The sequence below is a fragment of the Nitrososphaerales archaeon genome (genome assembly GCA_025058425.1).
Classification (GTDB): Archaea; Thermoproteota; Nitrososphaeria; order Nitrososphaerales; family JANXEG01; genus JANXEG01.
This window is the reverse complement of sequence record JANXEG010000031.1, coordinates 1-16,503: the sequence shown is the minus strand read 5'-3', so window position 1 is coordinate 16,503 and position 16,503 is coordinate 1. Positions and strand designations below refer to the sequence as shown.

The following is a 16,503-nucleotide window of genomic DNA, read 5'->3' as shown; positions in this document are numbered from 1 at the left end:
CTCTTAACATCCTTCATAATTTCATATCCATTCTTGGGTTCAAGTGATAAGAGCCAGAGTATGAGTGCTTTTTCGAAACCACGTAAAAATGTATCGATGATATCGACCATCTTCTAAAGGAATAAGATTTTAAATCTTGATATATAACTTTATATTCCTTTTAAAAAGAAGAGAATTGAGATTGAAGGATCGATCGATCGATGATGCTGAAAAGGTATTGATCAAAGCTATAGTTAGGGGCTTTAACCGAATCATCATCTTATGGCTTATAAGCCAAAGGTCTATGTCAGGCTATACCATCATCAAAGAGATGGAAAGGTTGACCAGGCAAAGACTACACGCAGGGGTAATATACCCTCTTTTATACAAATTGGAAGAAGGTAAATTCATATCTAGTGAATGTACACAAAGGGGTGGAAGGCGTATCAGATACTATTCGATCACAGAGAAAGGGGCACAGATACTAAATCGGTTGCGCCGACGATTTAAAATGCCAGTAAAGAAAGTGTTAGAGGACTTTATCGGAGGTACTCGTAAATCTCCCCTTTGATTTCTTCGATTTTTGATACCATATTTTTATTCGGATGGAATATTTGTCACATTCACGTTGGCGGGCCATGAAGTGTCCATTCTGGAGCTTTTGCTTCAGGGATGCAATCGGCCCTCGGTAGATAAGGCTTGATATCGATAATAGGTGTGCCTTCGATAAAATCCAACCCTTTTACAATTAAAGTGGAATCTTCCAATCCTAGAAGCTGAGTCACACAGAGGCCGATGGGGTTCGGCCTATCGGGGCTCCTCGATGCGAATACCCCCACCAAGGGTGCTCCGGGATGGCGTTTAGGCTTCACTTTGAGGGTCTTCCTCCTTTCTTCTCGATCACTAAGGTGGAGCCAACCTATTACGATTATATGTGAAAATTCCATTATTTGATCTAACCCTTCGATGAAATCGTTAAAAATCCTGACCTTTGCTACTTCGCCTTCAACCTTTTCGACAACTCCTATAGGTCTTAATACGTAGTTCAAATCATCTAAAAATCGATCATCGTGAATAAAAAGTTTTGATGTTGAAATCTACTTCTTCTCAAAAGTATCAGATCTCGATCGGGAGGTTTGGGTTGAGTAGTATAATCGAACCATCCTTAACCAAGTGCATCTTCACAGCGTACACCTCAACCCCTTCTTCATATGCCCGGCTTAACTCTTTAGCTACATGAGGGTCTGAATCTACATCTGGCTTAAAGGCCTGAGCGTGAGGATGGGCTGCTATGAAAGCTACGATGGTTCGATACCCATCCTTCCTCATCATCCTTAATAGGCGGATGTGCTTAAGGCCACGTAAAGTTGGACAGTCGGGGTATTTAGCATAGTAACCATCGAAGCGAACTGCCGATTTTAACTCTAACAACCCCCTTCTACCATTCGAACTTATAGAGTAATCGATCCGAGATCCCTGAATAAGAGCTTCACGACGGTCGATGATCCATCCATCTAACCAAGGGATTAAGTTTAGAGTAACGGCCCGTTCAAAAGCTTCAGCCTGTAATCTGGTATCTATTAGAGCAGATCGCTCATCATCCACCTTTATGCCGATTAAGATGAATGCAACCTTTCTCTGGGATCGTGCATTTAAACAGATGCCTAAAGCCCCTCGATATATCAAATCATGGAGTCGACCTGTATTGCGTAGTAACGCTAATCTCTCTTCTCCATCGATCTTAACCTTCACAGTAAACCTTGTGAGCCTTTCTACGACCTCACAATCTACCATCTTTAATAATCTAAGTAGATTTGTCATACTGTAAATTCATCGATCTTCATTTGCAAATTTCTCTAATCCTTTATTAGCATTTCTAAAATCTTACATTCGAGGATCATGATCCTTCATTTGGTATATTTCGATCTTTACCAATGCTTTCTTCCAAAATCCTTCGATAGAGGGCTGGATGGGTCAGATCCTCACGTGAATCGATATATCTGATCCTTAACCTTTTATTAAAGCCTTCCAAGATCCTCGCCTTACTGAGCACTTCAAATCTATACAGCGCAGATTTATACCAATTTACACTATGATTCTTCTCAACTTTAAAACCTAAGTTATAAACGAATCTTTCATAACTCAGATCTCCATAATTCATCGGATAGGCTGAAAAGCCTTCGATGATATCGGTAATGGCACAATTCATCCTTACAAGGAGCCTCTGAATGGCGAGCCACTTTCTAAGTGAAGCTTCGTAGCGAGTCAGGCCAAAGTAACCCGCACCGCCTTCTTTTAAGCAACTCACACCACGTACAATAAAGGCCCTTAGACCAGATAGCGTTTCGAGAGGTTCTGAAGAAAATGTATCAAAACTTTCTTGGAGATCTTTTGGCAATGGATTCGATACATCATACTCTATAAATTCGATATTAAATCCATAATCCTTATTGATAGATTTTAAGAATTCGCCTATTCTCTTATCAATTTCTAGAACCGTTATACGTGAGGGCAGTGCGGTTAAAGATAGGGCGATGCTTAATAGATCGTCATCACCGATTAGAACGATACTCTTCCCATCCAGATCGCCATGGTGGTGCATCAAAGCAACCCTTGTTATTACATCTTGCTCTACCATATAGCCTTGAAAAAATTTAAGAGTCGGTCTTGGCCTCTTTCTAGTTATCTGCTTAAACTCATCCAAAACTTCCTTAAACTTCATCTGTGGGATTATGCGCCTTCCAAGGCACGATGGACAAACTTCCACCTTAAAGTCCAAACTCTTTAGATTGATACTGCTTTTACCCTTTTCCGTTAAGTAAAAGTAATTCCCATCGTAATCTATAATCCCGTTTTTATAGAGCGTCTTTAATGCATCGATGAAGTCTTTGAGAGAACAGTTCGATCTATCGAGAAGCTCCCAAATATTCTTCTTCGAATCTGCAACTTCATATAGAATTTTGGCCTCTATTCTCTCCAATTATATCCCTCCTAATGACCCTCTTCTTAACCTTCTTCGGTTGAAATTCTTCTACCATCAACTCAAAAGTCTTCAAAGCAGGACCGTCATCACCACACGTGAAGATATCCAGAGCTATATAACCGTACTCAGGCCACGTATGAATGCTCAGATGGGACTCGCTGAGAAGATAAACGGCAGAAACCCCATAAGGTTCAAATTGATAAAAATTTGAAGAAACGACATGAAGGCCAGATTCGGCAACTATTCTATCTAAAACTACTTGAAGTTCCTCCACTCGGGATATCTTTCGGGGATCCACACCCCGAAATTCGGCGATGATATGGATGCCCATTGCGGACACCCCATATCGTCGAACCTCTATTCTGCGGGGTTCGCCACATACGCATAAATCACACGTATGCGTTTCTTTTTTATGAGAATCTTTTATATAAATTTTGTTATATCACAAGTGGATTGTTAAATATTGACTTCAAAATAACATGATCGACTAAATAAAATAGTAATCTGATCAATTTTAATAAAGTAAATAGTAATGTGGTGTATGTAAGTATAGTAAATTCCTTAAAGAATTTTTAGGATCTTTGGAATACGACAATAACTGTTAAAAATTAGGGTTGTGTAATCGTTAAAGGAGGTAAGACATCTTGAAAGTAGTGAGCCTGAAGGATGCTAAAGTAGAGAAGAGATCGGGAGGTATCTTTTTAGGTGATGTAGAAGTAACTACTCTTATCGATGAATCTATAGGTTCTAAGGAGTATAGAGTCGCGATCGTAACCTTTTCACCAAATGCAAGAAATAAATGGCATGTTCACGACCACGATCAGTTACTTTACGTTTTGAAAGGAAAGGGTATAGTCGCGACCGAGAAGGAAGAAAGGTTGGTAACCGTAGGTGATACCATCTTGATACCTGCTGGAGAGAAACATTGGCACGGTGCTACAGAAGACTCCATCTTCTCACATCTTTACGTTATGAAGGTTGGGACGAAGACGAGCTTTTAATAAAGGGTTAGAGAATCGAGTAAACGATGGCTAAAGTTTACCTTGCCATTGTAGAGGTTAAAAATGAATGCTAAATCTTCTTACATTCAGAATTGTAGCATGCATCATCATGCTTACATACGCTTCATATATGGATCTGAAGACTCGTGAAATAACGGATAAGCTCTGGTTCATCTCTTCGGCGATCGGTATTGCTACTCTGTTATATGAATATCTATTCGAAGGTATACCATTGTATAGAGGTTTTCTGATGATCCTCTCTATCGGTATTACATCAGCGGTATCGATACTGCTCTACTACGCTGGCTTTTATGGGGGTGCGGATGCAAAGGCTTTGATCTCACTCTCACTCTTACTACCTCTATACCAACCCCTCTATTCTCTATACCCATTTGCCCCTTTGATCACATTCAATAACTCGATATTTACAACCTTAATCCTACCCATATACTTTCTCATCAAAAATTTGATCCGCATGGTCAGGGGTGAAAAGATCTTTCAAGGTTTCGAATCAGAACCCGTATGGAAGAAGTTCTTGGTCTGCCTACTTGGATACAGATTAGATATCGATGAAAGAAAGAAGTTCTACTTTGCTTTGGAGGAGTCGGTAAATGGAAAGCGTAGGTTCAAAATCTCTCTACTGAGAGCGGATGAAGATTACCTTCAAGGAGGAGGGGTCTGGGCAACGCCTGGTGTCCCTTTCATACTCTACATAACTGTAGGATTCGTAATTATGATATTGGTTGGTGATTTATTAGCTATACTGATTCGTGGCATTTTCAATTTCTTTAGATGAATTTGAAATCGAAATAAATCTCAAATCTACCCTTTTTCCTTATACTTTTTATCTTCAATCTTCATATCTTCGATGTAGTAAGCTATGGGCTATATGTAGAATACCTTCGCTCTTAGCTTGTGCAAAATATAAGTAAATTATTACTAAAATCTTAAGTAACATGCATCGGGAGGGGTTCTTTTATGCTGGGTCTCTTCATACATCTTTAAGACCCTTGTTACATCTCCTAAGCTTACTCCAATTCTTTTTGCAACCTCTTCCTTTGCTAATCCTTTATCGAACACAAGATAAAGGATCGAGTCGATGACTTCATACGTTAGACCGATCTCCCCTTCTGCTGTTTGATCCAACCACAATCTAGGGCTACTCTTTTTATTGATGATACGCTCTGGCACACCTATCACTCTCGCTAACTCTCTCACTTGAGTCTTGAACAGACAACCAATGGGGTTAAAGTCTATCCCACCATCACCATACTTTGTGAAGTAACCTATCAATATCTCACTTCTATCACCAGTCCCCATCACAAGTCGATTCAATAGATTCGCATGATAGTAAAGGAGGCACATCCTGATACGTGCCCTTAAATTCCCTTCAGCCAAACGATCCTCCTCTAGATTCTCCATAAATGCCCTATGAATGGGCTCGATATCGATGATCCTATATTCAATACTTAGCATATCTGCCACTTCTTTCGCATCCTCAATATCTTGAGCCGGTGTAATCCTTCTATCGGGCATGATCAATGCCAGTACTCTATCCTTGCCCAATGCATACTTTGCAAGGAACGCTGCTACCGTCGAATCTAATCCTCCACTTAAACCCAGAACGACACCACTCTTCTTCGAATTTATCACTCTATCCCTAATGTAGGCTTGAATCTGTTGGATGATCCTCGAGTAATCGAGAGATATTATTTCTTGGATTACGCTCATAATCGATGCTACTATGTGCAGTATGTAAAGATAAAGCTTGAGGTTCATATTTTAAATTTGATCTGATAGTATCAAATTTTAATTTTATATTTTTAACAATGTGCCGATTTCGAGTATATGATGATATAATAAGATTGAATGACGTGCCTTCGAGTTAAAGTGTGAATTTATATCGAGAGTAAAGCCTTCTGAGATTCGATCAATTCTTCGATCAATCTTAAATCCTCTACCTTATTAACGTTTAATAAAGGTATAACATCATCGACGATCATAAACTCCTGCTCCAATTCAACATCATCGATCCTGCTACCATCTATCACATTTATGCCGACTGGTGTAACTTCATGACCGTCGATCGAAATCTTAAAAGATGGTTCAAAGCCTAATTCTTTAACCTTCTTTAAAGGTGCAACCACCGTTAAGGAAGGTTTACCACACATTATATAATGATCTATGACCTTATCTATCAATGCGCTCGTGAGCAGAGGGAGGTCTGAATTCACCACAAGTACGTGATCGGCCCGAAGCTCTTTTATAGCAAATTGCATATCAAATACGTAATCTTCGCCAGATGTATCTATAAAATCGATCGATGATCGAATCACTCTTTCACGAGTCTTCGGTGTATATTTCGATACAGCCACCACGATTCTACCCACACTCTTCGCCCCTCTGAGTGCTTCGATGACACGCTCCAACATGCTCTTCCCACGGATCTCTATGAGAGGTTTCTCATTCATACCTCCCATGCGACTACCTTTACCACCAGCCATAACAAGAGCTACCACACTCAGATTCAAACGGTGAACACCAGAATCATCAACAGGGATACCATGCGAGTTAATTCGTTGGTCGCTCCACAGACATCACCGGTAATGCCTTTAAAGTGTCGGTTCGAGATTTTAAGTATAACCAAACTGGTAATCAAGCCCGCTATCCAAGCGATCATTCCTATTAGAGAAAGAAGGGCAAAAGAGACTACGAAAGAAATCGTTAACGGAATTATAAGGCGGAGTAGGCGATTGTTCTTGTGCATCATCTCAACAAAGTATGTATTTATACCGGGGGCTGCGGACCTTCCCATCCATACCAAGAATGTCATACCTGCCTTCGCCAAATTCTCCGCCACGATCATCGATTGGACGATCAAGTGTTGTGGAATATAAGCTATGGTGAGTGATGTCGTCATTAAAGTTATAAAGCCCAACGATAACCCCGCTACACCCGTCCTCCCATTACGCATAGCTTCGATCTTCCTCTCAGGGGTACCTTGGCACATAACCCCATCTGCGAAATCTACCAGTCCATCGGTATGGTGTAGACCTGTGATCATCAAGAGGATCGCGAGTGTTAATACCCCTACTATTGATGAAGGTAGGAAGAAGTGAATAAACCATCCGAATAACCCTGAAGATAACCCTAACAATATGCCGATGATCGGTGATAATGGCATATAATTGGCCGCATCGATTAGGCTCTTATCATCCGACTTGACTGGTATGGTTGTGAAGAATGCTATTAAGCTCTTAAAACCTCTCACTACACCCATGCCCACCTTACCTTCTGCTCATCACCTTAGAAAATACACCCGCGACCAATCCACCGATCATATCATCCAAGAATGGCCCAGCCTTAGCCATGATCCCCGGTTTTACACGCTCATAGCGAAGAAAATTGTATACGCCCCACGTACCTGCAATATAGTTCGCTAAGGCCAAACCGATACTTTCATCGGCTATAAGTGTGATCGGGTCTTTGAGGAATGAATTACGAGGGAGGTTTGGTATAAGGCCATACTCACCATCCTCCTGAAGCCTAATCGCACCCATTACGAATGATGCGACGTTGATATCGTTCATAGCTTCTATCAGACCATCCTTCAGAATCTTTGACACATTACCATTACCATTACCATTTACATTGACATCAACATCACCATTAACATCTTCATCTCCTTCCGATGGTGTGTAAAGCGCCATCGCTGTGGATACGAGATCATCCAACGTGATCCCTCTCTCTTCCAACCTCCTCATCAAGGTACGCTCACCCAAGAATTTGAGTGAGCTTTCTTTCACTGCAGCTTTAACATTCTTTCCAATCAACATGCCCAAGATCGTTGCAGATCCGGCGTAATGAATAGCTTCACCAACTCTTGTGCAAGCGATCACTATAGCATCAGAGGTCGTCCCTGTGGCTACGTTGTTGGAGTAACGGCTTCTTACATCGAGCTCTCTAAGTGCAGCGCACTTCGCTTCGATCGCTGTCATCAACGCATTTACCATGCAGCTATCGGTTAAATTCCCATCGACCAGCACGATGATATTGACCGTACCAGCCCCTTCCTCAGCTACTCTATCTCCAGCGGTGGCTGGATAGGATAAACCTGAGGTAACCAGAGCGGTAACGATCAAACCATCCATAACTTCTGAGCTTACAGAGATATTATCTCTAATATTCACAGCGGTCATCAGGCATACGACCGGTTTGGGTAGATGGAGCCCATTTATAACTCCCTCAAGGTATTCATCGATCTTAGCATGGTGGAATTCTTTAGGGACCTGATGGTTGATGATCGTTCGTGCCTCGATAAAACCACCGTTGAAAGGTGCCGAGCTCAATACCTTAAGAGGCTTCTCAGACCGAATTATCAACGTATCTCTAACGATTTCGCCTCTGATACCATCTATCGCTATAGGTATATCCATATCGCCATCTATCCTCAGATACCTATCAACCGTTCATAATTCCTCTCTATTCTCTCAAACAGTACCTTCGGTGTGATCTTACCTCTCGACTTTAAAATCGCAGCTATCGCCGCACCACCAGCACCCACACCCTCCTTCACAAACCCCTTCTCATACACCCTTAACCCTTCATACTTAGAAGGGCTAAAATTGAGATTCGCTACCAATATACCTAGATCATAGATCTGCCTCACGATGCCGAGCAGATCTGAAGTCCTATCTTGAACGATCCACCTCGTAGTCCCCAGATATAGATTTCTTAATACTTTATCGTTCATCGCCTTCACTACAGCTAAGATGGCTGCCATCTGTGTACCACCTGCCATCAATATCGGAACCTCTTCCCCAGCGCCCAGAATTAAACCTGAGAATGCCGTGAGCATAGGGTCTCCTAAGTGTGATAGGGCCTTTATCGGATCGTTCTTAAGATCGCCAAACCTGATGTTGATCGCCTTCATACCTTCATTCACGACCTTGAGTTTTAATTCATGGGGGTTGCTCGGCATACTACTGCTCACTTTACCAACCGCATCTACACCCATCGCCAACATTACAGCGAGTGCGGTCGTAGTACCGCCAGGCATACTCTCACCGATCACCAGATAATCGGAGGATTTTGCGAACATCTTACCGACCAGCCTGGCCCTTTCTATAACCTCTTCGACATTCGCTACGGCCGAGCCCTTACGAATATCATCACCATGTGTACCACCCAGATCGATGAAGGGTACATGAGGCTTAACTCTAACCCCACCATTCACGATGAATACGGGTATATTCGCCAACTCCAGAGCGGACATCGTAATGATCGCGGGTGTAGGTATGCCCTCTGGGGTTACAGGTATGCCACTTATGCACTTACACTTGCCATAGAGAAGGAGCTCTACATCTGCGGGTGGTGTATAATCTGTGAACTCCGGATTCTTGCCCGCTGCTGATATGCCTGGTATCTTACCGACTTCGCTACTCCCTATCACACACAAAAATATAGGCTCCTTACCCTTAACTTCTCTTATAAAGTGCTCGGCCTTTTCCCTATTACCTTTGATCAATATACCACGCATCCCAGATCACCAGATCGACCAGATCAGAATCATTAAGGGAACCACTATAATAAGTATAAAAAGGTATATCGATAGGCTCATGATCCAAAGAGCATCGAAGATATGCCCATAAGATAGTGGCCGTTCATCATCACCCAAACGGTAAAAGTTCGGTTTTTCTAATCTTACATTCAATGCACCGGCCATGGCTGACATGGGGTAGCCGGCATTCAGACTCTCCAACCTCCTACAATCCCTCTTTAGTATCCTCCACGCATTCCTCCAATCCTTCCTTAATAGCCAAGAGGCGAGGATCATCATTATAGATGTTGTTCTGGCGGGGATGAAATTGGCTATAGTATCGAGCTTCGCAGAAAACCAACCTAGGTGAATATGCTCAATATCTTTGTATCCGACCATCGAGTCTAATGTATTGATGGCCCTATAGGCAATAGCGCCCGGCACACCAAGTAGAGCGTAATAAAATAGGGGTGCAGTAGCACCATCCACAGTACCTTCAGCGATCGTCTCTACAGCTGCTGAGACCGTCTGCTGCTCGTTGAGCTTCTCCGTATCTCTACGGACTACGTGGCGTAGTAGGGCCTTCGCTCTTCGATACTCACCCACCTTTATAGCGTCAGCGATCGGTGTAGTAAACTTCCACATCGATTTGAACGCAAAACTGGCCTTTAGCAAGGTGGCAGCGAGGATCATCGCTACTAAGGGTCCAAGATACCGCCATGTCAGATAGAGTATAAGGTACGTAGATATCGAGAATGAGAGTATTACAGATAATGATAAGAGGACCCCATTTAACTTAGCCTTCGAACGATCACTACTTCTCATAAATCGCTTTAACGAGTCGATGAGCCTGCCCATCCATACCGTAGGATGAACCTTTTCAGGGAACTCCCCTATCACGAGATCGATAAGTAGCGCTAAGGCCAAGGTCGATAACCACATGAATGGGTCATGGACGATGAATGGGAGCAAGATAACATCTAAGAGTTTTAATTTATTGTATGAGTCTGTAAATTTCGCCCATCTTCAAACTCTCTTTTACGATCCTTGCCAACCTCTCTAAACTTTCATCCCAAACCTCCACCATACTCTTTTGCTTAACTCGAGTGGTTCGAGTAAACTTTCTCTCGATCAAGAACTTTATCAAGGCCTCTCTGACCATCGGGTTATCGAATATACCGTGCAAGTAAGTCCCGATTATAATACCATTCTCACTTACGGCCCCATCGAACTCGTTCACCACATCTTCACCCCTCTTCAATACCTTGAATAATCGCTTAACACCATCAAGGGGGACCGTTAATCCCATGTGAATTTCATACCCATTAATTTTCTCTCCTTTGATACTGGTGAATATCGAATCTTCACCAATGACCTCGGCAAAGACCCGCTTAGTAATCTTATCGTACCTATCGAAGTGTGTGATAATATTCAGTAAGCCGAGGCCTTCAAATTCTCCCTTCATCTCTTCGATACCTTCTTTATCGATGATCGACTTCCCGAGCATCTGATAACCACCACAGATCCCCACAATCGGTACGTTCTGGTTCGCCAAATTTAGTATTACATCGGCCAATCCTGAGCTTCGAAGCCAGAGTAGGTCACGGATCGTATTCTTCGTGCCCGGGAGGATTACGATATCTGGCGTACCTTTCGTATCTAGTTCATCGATCGAACTCACGTATCGAAGCCTCACTCCTGGTATCGATTTGAACGGTTCAAAATCGGTAAAGTTAGAGATATGAGGGAGTCGAATCACAGCGATATCTACGATATTCGATGCATATGTGCTAGATTCTTCGAGCGAAACCGAATCCTCACTCGGTAGGTGCAGATCTCGAATGTACGGTATAACACCGAGGATTCGCTTCCCGGTTATTTCCTCCAACTCCTTTAAACCCGGTTCTAGGATACTTCGATCCCCTCTGAACTTGTTGATGATCAGCCCTTTGACCAATGCCCTATGCTCCGGTTTGAGAAGTTGTAGAGTCCCCACGATACTCGCAAATACACCTCCACGATCTATATCCCCAACCAGTAAGACCTGTGCATTGGCTAACTCCGCAACCCTCATATTCGCTATATCACAATGGTAGAGGTTGATTTCAGCTGGGCTTCCAGCCCCTTCGATGATGATGAGTTCGTAATTCGACATCAACCTTTTCAATGACACCTTGATACTTTCGATACCTTCATTCAAAGCGAATCTATAATATTCGCTAGCCTTCACATCCCTGTAAGGCCTCCCATGCAGTACGATCTGGCATACATCATCTCTCTTGGGCTTGAGGAGGATCGGGTTCATATCACATGAAGGCTCTATACCCGCTGCCAAAGCCTGCAACGCTTGGGCACGTGCTATCTCTCTACCATCCTTCGTAACGAACGAATTTAATGACATATTCTGTGCTTTGAATGGTGCCACTCTATAGCCGAGGTTAAAGAAGATTCTACAGAGTGCAGCGACTATTAAGCTCTTACCACAGTATGAAGATGTACCTTGGACCATCAACGCTTTACAGCTATTCATTCAGGCACCTCTTTAAAGATTCGATCAAAATCCTATTCTCATCCCTCGTCCTTACCGATACACGTATGTAATACTCATCCAATCCTCTAAAGGATCGGCAATCACGTATCAATACATTGTAATTAAGAAGCTTCTCCTTCAACTCGTTACCAGCCAAACCGGATCCCCTCGTATCGATCAGTATGAAGTTCGCATCTGTAGGATAAGGCCTTAAACCACCGATCCTCCTTAACTCTCTATAGAGATAAGATCTCTCACGTTTTATCAATTCGTATGTCTTCTTTAAGTATTGAGTATCGGAAAGGGAGGCTAAGGCAGCGAGTTCGGCCAAGGTATTAATATTCCATGGGATCTTGCCGTTGGAGATCAATTCGATCATCTCTTCACACGCGATACCGTACCCTATCCTCAAACCCGTCAATGCGAAGCTCTTCGTAAAGGATCTTATAATAAAGAGGTTAGTAAACTCATTCACCATGGCTGCCAAAGTATAAGATTCGTGATCTGGAACAAATTCGATGAAATCTTCATCGAGGAATACTAAAACGCCCCTCCTATAAGCCTCATCTACAACCTTCTCTAGCTCTCTTCGACTTAGAATTCTACCGGTCGGATTGTTAGGATTGCATAAAAAGATGATCTTCGTCCTAGAATTTATTTCGTTTAAGACCTTTTCAACATCGATCCTTAGATCCCTACCAGCTTCGACGAATCTTACCCTACCTCCAGACTTTACCGATGCCCTTTCATACTCGCCGAATGTGGGTTGAGGGATTAAGACCTCATCACCTCTTTCTAAAAAGACATCTGTAAAGAGGTAGATCAACTCCGTAGAGCCGTTGCCCAATACGATATTCTTCGGCTCGATATTACCGATGTATTTAGAGAGTGCCATTTTGAGTTGAGTAGCGTTGGGGTCTGGATAGTAGGGTATCCTCCAAAGATTCTCCTTTATCACATTCAACGCGAGTGGTGAAGGTCCCAAGGGGTTTACATTGGCGCTGAAGTCTATGATCTTAGATCGATTCTGCCCATCCTTTAAGAACTCCCAAACCTCCCCTCCATGTATGCATGGCTTTAAAGACCTCACCTCCGGCCTTGCAAATTCCATCAGATCCTTCATCGAATGTACCACCCGAATCCGAAATGAATGTACTCAATCTTACCATACTTACAAAAGACTTCTTTTGAATCATCGCTCGATGAAGTGCTGTGATGATCTTGAATCGATGGCTTTGATGTGTAAAGAGCGATTTTATGAGCCTTGAGGAGGATGTAACGCGAATAACTATTCCATCGATGGGCAATTTGATAGATGTTCGTCTTAGTTTCTTTCAAAGAGTTTCACCATTACGATCTGGTCTTTAATCTTAACGACTTTGCTAAAAGTAGCATTTACAAATCCCTAAACTTATATATCAGATAAGTTATCCATTAAATAAGGATTTTGGAGAAGGTGCTCGAATGAGAAGAAAGCCCATCATCGTAACTATACCTATCATCATTGCCATCATCAGCGTAATCACCATAATCAGTGTTGCTCCCGTCTCGATTAACATGTATAGGACTACAATAACGATCACGGACGATCGTGGAAAGGAAGTGATCATAACCAATTACCCTCCCAAAAGAATCATTTCTATGGCCCCATCTATAACCGAGATCTTATTCGCATTAAATCTAGATGATAGAGTCGTCGGTGTAACAAATTACTGCGATTACCCAGCGAGGGTGAAGGGCTTGGTGAACGAAGGAAGGATAATGATCATAGGAGGTTTTGCGAACCCGAGTATCGAGAAGATCGTTGCATCGATGCCCGATGTGGTCTTTGCGATTCATACGATTCAATTGAAGTTCGTCGAGTCGTTGGAAGAGAAGGGTGTGAAGGTCGTATTCTTAGATCCGAAGAGCATTCAAGATATCTTAAATAATATCTTGCTCATCGGGAAGGTGACTGGTAAGGATGTTGAAGCTAAGAATTTGGTAGAAAGTATGAAGCAGCGCATCGATAATGTGGTGAAGAAGACCCAGAATATTCCTTACAGGCCAAGGGTTTACTACGAAGTTTGGCACGATCCATTGATGAGTATCGGGCCAGGTACCTTCATAAGCCAACTTATAGAGATGGCTGGGGGTCAGAATATCTTCTCCGACTCACATCTACCATACCCTGTAGTGAGTGCAGAATCGGTAATCGCAAGAAACCCCGAATTCATCATCATTAAGATCGGATACATGGGTGGTGTGGCGAAGGATGAGATTATGAAGAGGCCTGGTTGGAGTGTAATAAGTGCTGTAAAGGATGGTAAAATTTACGAGATCGATGAAGATCTGGTAGTAAGGCCCGGCCCTCGAATCGTGGAAGGTTTAGAATTGTTGGCAAAGATCATTCATCCAGGATTGTTTTGAGGTATTATGAATGCCCGAAGACAGAAGGCTAATGGATATTTATATGGGGAGGAGGGCAAGGTGGCCACTCATCATCCTGAGCCTCTTAATCATCAATTTCTTTACTATCATCGTATCTTTAGCTATAGGTTCCACCTACATACCTTCTACTCACATCTTAGAAATAGTCTTTAAAAGAATGCAGATGGTGGTAGGCATACCTACAGAATTGCTCGATGTGGATAAGATTTATGAGGCGATCATCTTTCAGATAAGGCTGCCAAGGGTCTTACTCGCATCACTCGTTGGGGGCTCACTCGCGGTCGCTGGTGTGGTCTTTCAAGGCATCTTTAAAAATCCTATGGCAGATCCGTACGTGATCGGTGTCTCTTCGGGAGCGGCCCTCGGTGCATCATCTGTGATAATACTCGGTCTCGGCTACACATTCTTCGGCTCTCTAGCGATTACCATCTTTTCATTTATAACGGCTACGATATCGCTCTTTATAGTTTATAATATATCACGAGTCGGTTCAAGGATACCGATCACCACACTGCTACTTTCGGGTATAGCGATGGGGATCTTTCTATCCGCTATAGTTTCATTTCTTCATATAATCGCTGGTGAGAAGCTTCATGCACTCGTCTTCTGGCTCATGGGCGGATTCTCATATGCGGAATGGAGGGATGTACAGATAATAGCACCTTTTTTATCGCTCGGCTTCACGGTCGTCTACATCTTTTCACGTGATCTAAATATTCTTCAATTGAGTGAAGAGGAAGCTGCCTACTTGGGTGTAGATGTCGAAAAGACCAAAAGGAACCTCATAATCTTCGGTTCATTACTTACCGCTGCAGCCGTCTCGGTCAGTGGTCTTGTGGGCTTCGTCGGTCTGATAATCCCACATATGATGAGAATCTTGGTAGGCCCAGACCATCGTATCCTCTTACCTTCATCACTCATCGCTGGTGCATCCTTTTTGGTCATCTGTGACACAATAGCTCGAATCATCCTTCCACCGATCGAATTACCAGTCGGCATAATTACGGCCTTTTCGGGTACCCCATTCTTCATCTACCTACTACGTAAAACTCGAGGCAGATACAGGTTCTTCGATTAGGTGGGAGAATGGTGAAGTTACTAATTGAAGGTGTTGAATGTTATTATGGTTCTATTAAGGCGCTCGATGGTGTAAGCTTTTCAGTAAATGAGAGAGAGTTTGTAGGTGTAATAGGGCCCAATGGATCGGGCAAGACGACACTCCTGAGGACTATAAGTGGAGTATTGAGGCCGAATGTCGGTACAGTCCTCCTCGACGATTGGAATATTCACAATCTAAAGAGGTTTGAGGTTGCCCAGAGGATGGCGGTCGTCCCTCAAATCACATCGACGCCCTTCAACTTTACAGTAGCAGAAGTCGTTTTGATGGGGAGGAATCCATACATTAAGAGATTCGAGGGTGAGCGTTCGAAGGATTTTCAGGTTGTAGAAAGGGCTATGAGATTGACGAATACCCTCCATCTGGCTGAACGTTCTATCGATGAGCTCAGTGGAGGGGAGAGGCAACGTGTCATCATTGCTAGAGCACTTGCGCAGGAGCCATCGGTTATGCTTCTTGATGAGCCGACCCTCCACTTAGATATAAATTATCAGATAGAAATTATGGAGCTTTTGAGGAAGCTCTGTAAGGAGGATGGTCTTATCGTATTGGCTGTATTACACGATTTCAATCTTGCCGCTAAATACTGTGATTCGCTCATTTTATTGGATAAGGGAAGGATCGTTTCTATAGGGCCCGTTGAAACCGTCCTGACGAGTGAAAATCTAAAGAAGGTCTTTCAAGTGGATGTGGTTATAAAGAAGCATCATATCACCAATTCTCTGTACGTTATACCTATTACTACTCTAAAGCCCAGATCTGAAAGATCGAAGGGTGTGAGGGTCCATCTGATATGTGGTGGTGGTAGTGGGGCATCGTTGATGAAGTTATTGGTCGATATAGGTTACGATGTTAGTGTAGGTGTACTTAACGTACTAGATACGGATCATGAAGTGGCTCAATCTTTAAACCTACCTGTAGTGA

Annotated in this window: 18 protein-coding genes; 6 read left to right on the top strand and 12 right to left on the bottom strand. The window is 42.8% G+C overall.

The window, feature by feature from the left end; all coding sequences use genetic code 11:
- Nucleotides 1-181: 181 nt before the first annotated feature.
- Nucleotides 182-550, top strand: coding sequence for a PadR family transcriptional regulator (locus NZ896_04405; protein ID MCS7116696.1), 369 nt, complete (start codon nucleotides 182-184; stop codon nucleotides 548-550).
- Nucleotides 551-602: 52 nt separating this feature from the next.
- Here the strand turns inward: NZ896_04405 and tsaA are convergent, their stop codons facing one another.
- The 4 genes from tsaA to speD form a co-directional block, all read right to left on the bottom strand.
- Nucleotides 603-1,028, bottom strand: coding sequence for a tRNA (N6-threonylcarbamoyladenosine(37)-N6)-methyltransferase TrmO (gene tsaA, locus NZ896_04400; protein MCS7116695.1), 426 nt, complete (start codon nucleotides 1,026-1,028; stop codon nucleotides 603-605).
- A 67-nt stretch (nucleotides 1,029-1,095) separates the two neighbouring features.
- Complete coding sequence (sfsA, locus tag NZ896_04395; protein ID MCS7116694.1) at nucleotides 1,096-1,800, bottom strand: DNA/RNA nuclease SfsA; 705 nt, start codon at nucleotides 1,798-1,800, stop codon at nucleotides 1,096-1,098.
- Nucleotides 1,801-1,876: 76 nt separating this feature from the next.
- Nucleotides 1,877-2,959, bottom strand: coding sequence for a bis-aminopropyl spermidine synthase family protein (locus tag NZ896_04390; GenBank protein ID MCS7116693.1), 1,083 nt, complete (start codon nucleotides 2,957-2,959; stop codon nucleotides 1,877-1,879).
- Nucleotides 2,928-3,293 (bottom strand): adenosylmethionine decarboxylase, encoded by a 366-nt coding sequence (speD, locus tag NZ896_04385; protein ID MCS7116692.1) that lies wholly within the window; start codon nucleotides 3,291-3,293, stop codon nucleotides 2,928-2,930. Before speD ends, NZ896_04390 begins: the two co-directional genes overlap by 32 nt.
- A 322-nt stretch (nucleotides 3,294-3,615) precedes the next feature.
- On the opposite strand from speD, the gene NZ896_04380 reads away from it, so the two are divergent.
- Together NZ896_04380 and NZ896_04375 are read left to right on the top strand one after the other, a co-directional pair.
- Nucleotides 3,616-3,963 carry a cupin domain-containing protein gene (locus tag NZ896_04380; GenBank protein MCS7116691.1) on the top strand — a complete coding sequence of 116 codons (348 nt, stop codon included), beginning with the start codon at nucleotides 3,616-3,618 and terminating at the stop codon, nucleotides 3,961-3,963.
- 67 nt (nucleotides 3,964-4,030) lie between these two features.
- Nucleotides 4,031-4,759: a prepilin peptidase gene (locus tag NZ896_04375; GenBank protein MCS7116690.1), complete on the top strand. Its 729-nt coding sequence runs from the start codon at nucleotides 4,031-4,033 to the stop codon at nucleotides 4,757-4,759.
- A 143-nt stretch (nucleotides 4,760-4,902) separates the two neighbouring features.
- On the opposite strand, the gene NZ896_04370 is transcribed toward NZ896_04375, so the two are convergent.
- The 8 genes from NZ896_04370 to cobD form a co-directional block, all read right to left on the bottom strand.
- A complete protein-coding gene (locus tag NZ896_04370) occupies nucleotides 4,903-5,694 on the bottom strand; it encodes an NAD+ synthase (protein MCS7116689.1) in 792 nt (263 codons plus the stop codon).
- Nucleotides 5,695-5,861: 167 nt separating this feature from the next.
- On the bottom strand, nucleotides 5,862-6,494 hold the full coding sequence (locus tag NZ896_04365) for an NTP transferase domain-containing protein (GenBank protein MCS7116688.1): 633 nt from the start codon (nucleotides 6,492-6,494) through the stop codon (nucleotides 5,862-5,864).
- Complete coding sequence (gene cobS, locus NZ896_04360; protein MCS7116687.1) at nucleotides 6,491-7,243, bottom strand: adenosylcobinamide-GDP ribazoletransferase; 753 nt, start codon at nucleotides 7,241-7,243, stop codon at nucleotides 6,491-6,493. Before cobS ends, NZ896_04365 begins: the two co-directional genes overlap by 4 nt.
- A gap of 7 nt (nucleotides 7,244-7,250) precedes the next feature.
- Nucleotides 7,251-8,399, bottom strand: a complete 1,149-nt coding sequence (locus NZ896_04355; GenBank protein ID MCS7116686.1) for an adenosylcobinamide amidohydrolase — start codon at nucleotides 8,397-8,399, stop codon at nucleotides 7,251-7,253.
- Nucleotides 8,400-8,413: 14 nt separating this feature from the next.
- On the bottom strand, nucleotides 8,414-9,502 hold the full coding sequence (locus NZ896_04350) for a TIGR00303 family protein (protein ID MCS7116685.1): 1,089 nt from the start codon (nucleotides 9,500-9,502) through the stop codon (nucleotides 8,414-8,416).
- A 6-nt stretch (nucleotides 9,503-9,508) separates the two neighbouring features.
- Nucleotides 9,509-10,474: a cobalamin biosynthesis protein gene (locus tag NZ896_04345; GenBank protein MCS7116684.1), complete on the bottom strand. Its 966-nt coding sequence runs from the start codon at nucleotides 10,472-10,474 to the stop codon at nucleotides 9,509-9,511.
- A 22-nt stretch (nucleotides 10,475-10,496) separates the two neighbouring features.
- Entirely contained in the window at nucleotides 10,497-12,032 is a 1,536-nt protein-coding gene (locus tag NZ896_04340; protein MCS7116683.1) for a cobyric acid synthase, read from the bottom strand.
- Nucleotides 12,025-13,155, bottom strand: a complete 1,131-nt coding sequence (cobD, locus tag NZ896_04335) for a threonine-phosphate decarboxylase CobD (protein ID MCS7116682.1) — start codon at nucleotides 13,153-13,155, stop codon at nucleotides 12,025-12,027. The genes NZ896_04340 and cobD overlap by 8 nt, the downstream gene beginning before the upstream one ends.
- A gap of 341 nt (nucleotides 13,156-13,496) precedes the next feature.
- Between cobD and NZ896_04330 the strand changes: the two genes are divergently transcribed.
- From NZ896_04330 to NZ896_04320, 3 genes are all read left to right on the top strand, one after another.
- Nucleotides 13,497-14,441: a cobalamin-binding protein gene (locus NZ896_04330; GenBank protein ID MCS7116681.1), complete on the top strand. Its 945-nt coding sequence runs from the start codon at nucleotides 13,497-13,499 to the stop codon at nucleotides 14,439-14,441.
- Between the two features lie 10 nt (nucleotides 14,442-14,451).
- Nucleotides 14,452-15,540 (top strand): iron chelate uptake ABC transporter family permease subunit, encoded by a 1,089-nt coding sequence (locus NZ896_04325; protein MCS7116680.1) that lies wholly within the window; start codon nucleotides 14,452-14,454, stop codon nucleotides 15,538-15,540.
- A gap of 8 nt (nucleotides 15,541-15,548) precedes the next feature.
- Nucleotides 15,549-16,503: ABC transporter ATP-binding protein (locus NZ896_04320; GenBank protein MCS7116679.1), on the top strand; the 955-nt coding region annotated here is incomplete at its 3' end.

What these genes read in the sequence shown, in the direction of transcription:
- cobS (MCS7116687.1), bottom strand. Translation starts at nt 7,243, where the DNA reads ATGGGTGTAGTGAGAGGTTTTAAGAGCTTAATAGCATTCTTCACAACC.
- NZ896_04370 (MCS7116689.1), bottom strand. Translation starts at nt 5,694, where the DNA reads ATGAGCGTAATCCAAGAAATAATATCTCTCGATTACTCGAGGATCATC.
- sfsA (MCS7116694.1), bottom strand. Translation starts at nt 1,800, where the DNA reads ATGACAAATCTACTTAGATTATTAAAGATGGTAGATTGTGAGGTCGTA.
- cobD (MCS7116682.1), bottom strand. Translation starts at nt 13,155, where the DNA reads ATGAAGGATCTGATGGAATTTGCAAGGCCGGAGGTGAGGTCTTTAAAG.
- NZ896_04355 (MCS7116686.1), bottom strand. Translation starts at nt 8,399, where the DNA reads ATGGATATACCTATAGCGATAGATGGTATCAGAGGCGAAATCGTTAGA.
- NZ896_04340 (MCS7116683.1), bottom strand. Translation starts at nt 12,032, where the DNA reads ATGAATAGCTGTAAAGCGTTGATGGTCCAAGGTACATCTTCATACTGT.
- NZ896_04325 (MCS7116680.1), top strand. Translation starts at nt 14,452, where the DNA reads ATGCCCGAAGACAGAAGGCTAATGGATATTTATATGGGGAGGAGGGCA.
- NZ896_04375 (MCS7116690.1), top strand. Translation starts at nt 4,031, where the DNA reads ATGCTAAATCTTCTTACATTCAGAATTGTAGCATGCATCATCATGCTT.
- speD (MCS7116692.1), bottom strand. Translation starts at nt 3,293, where the DNA reads ATGGGCATCCATATCATCGCCGAATTTCGGGGTGTGGATCCCCGAAAG.
- NZ896_04330 (MCS7116681.1), top strand. Translation starts at nt 13,497, where the DNA reads ATGAGAAGAAAGCCCATCATCGTAACTATACCTATCATCATTGCCATC.
- NZ896_04350 (MCS7116685.1), bottom strand. Translation starts at nt 9,502, where the DNA reads ATGCGTGGTATATTGATCAAAGGTAATAGGGAAAAGGCCGAGCACTTT.